This is a genomic window from Nodosilinea sp. AN01ver1 (assembly GCF_050565655.1).
In the GTDB taxonomy this organism is placed as follows: Bacteria; Cyanobacteriota; Cyanobacteriia; order Phormidesmidales; family Phormidesmidaceae; genus Nodosilinea.
In genome coordinates, this window is record NZ_JBNXVS010000125.1 from 1 (window position 1) to 1,321 (window position 1,321).

1 protein-coding gene is annotated in these 1,321 nt (G+C 55.6%); it reads right to left on the reverse strand.

Translation table 11 applies throughout. From position 1 onward, the window contains the following. Positions 1-17: 17 nt before the first annotated feature. A complete protein-coding gene (locus tag ACQ4N7_RS30235) occupies positions 18-896 on the reverse strand; it encodes a transposase (RefSeq protein ID WP_430715122.1) in 879 nt (292 codons plus the stop codon). Positions 897-1,321: the final 425 nt, after the last annotated feature.

Consider the following 1,321-nt stretch of genomic DNA (forward strand, 5'->3'; position numbering starts at 1 on the left):
CTGGTTGACTGACAAAACTAATCAGCGCCATAGCAGTACGTGTGTATTTTGAACTCGATTCGATAGGTGCGCTGCTCATGCTGTTTCCGAGACGCCATAGCGGGTTCAGGATCGCGGTTATGAGTGAAGCGAACTTGGTGGATGAGCTGCCAACCGTTCTCTAAGGCCGCTTTCACCCAATCCCACCCAATGCGAAAGTAGCTATTGCCGCGAAACCAATGGGGGTCAACCCAGCGACGTTTACCAGCAGCAACCACCTCGCTCCCTTGGGCGGTGACATACAGGGTAGCGACCGCCAAGAGGAACCAGAGGCGAGAGAGGGCGCAGAGTGAGCGAATCTCAGATTTCTGGAGATTCCAGCCGTTCGATTGGTCATCGAGAAACGCCTCCTCGATATCAAACCGCAAGCCGTATTCCTCGAAGGTGTGCAGACTGGTGGGTTCATCACTGACGATGGCCCAAAACTCACCATTGACGCTGTTGCGACCAAAAGCTACATGCACCGGGCCATACCACTCGCCCTTATGGAGCTTAACCGTATGCCAACAGACTCCCTCCCCCCGCTGAAGGTGACTGTCTTTCAATTGGCACCACCCGCGACCGGCCCGCCAAATCCAAGTATTTCGCTTGATCCGAATCCGATAGTGCCAGCCGAGAACAGTCGTGATAGCGGTCATAGCATCGGTGTGAATAAAGCCCCGGTCGGCCAGCACAATAACCTTCACCCCCTGGGGCAATCGATTGGCGGCTTGATGGAGCATCTCTCGATACTCCTTAAAAGCAACCGAAGCACTGCGGTGCTTGAACACCCGCCAGACCACGGGCAATGCCCGGCCTCGGTGCACAACGGCCACGCGTACCAAGCAATACTCATCCCAAAAGAGTGAGGTGTCCAAGCTCAGGTATAAACAGTCCTCACCCCAGTCCGCTAACGCTGACTGAATCAACGGCTTGTATAGGCGGTGAACGTTGAGACGACTGTTGTGCAACCAGCGGCTTAAGCGCCGTTGTTTACTTTGCGCCTGCACCCCTCGACACGGGACATAGGGCAACCACCGCGTCAGGCTGACTTCCCCTCGTTGGAGCAAGGCCACCACCATCCAAAGGCAGGTCGTCAAATGGCCCCGATGCGCCCAGGGCAGCGATTGACCCAGCCAAGCGTTCAAGGCATTGTAGAGGGGGGAGTTTTTTTCACAGCGTTCATGGTTTTGAGTGGTATCTAAGCTTAGAACGCTGGCTCCCCCTTCTCCCTTCCAATCTCCGAAACTACCGCACAGTAGGGCACCCAGCGACCTGGACTCAGCTTTTGTCAGTCAACCAG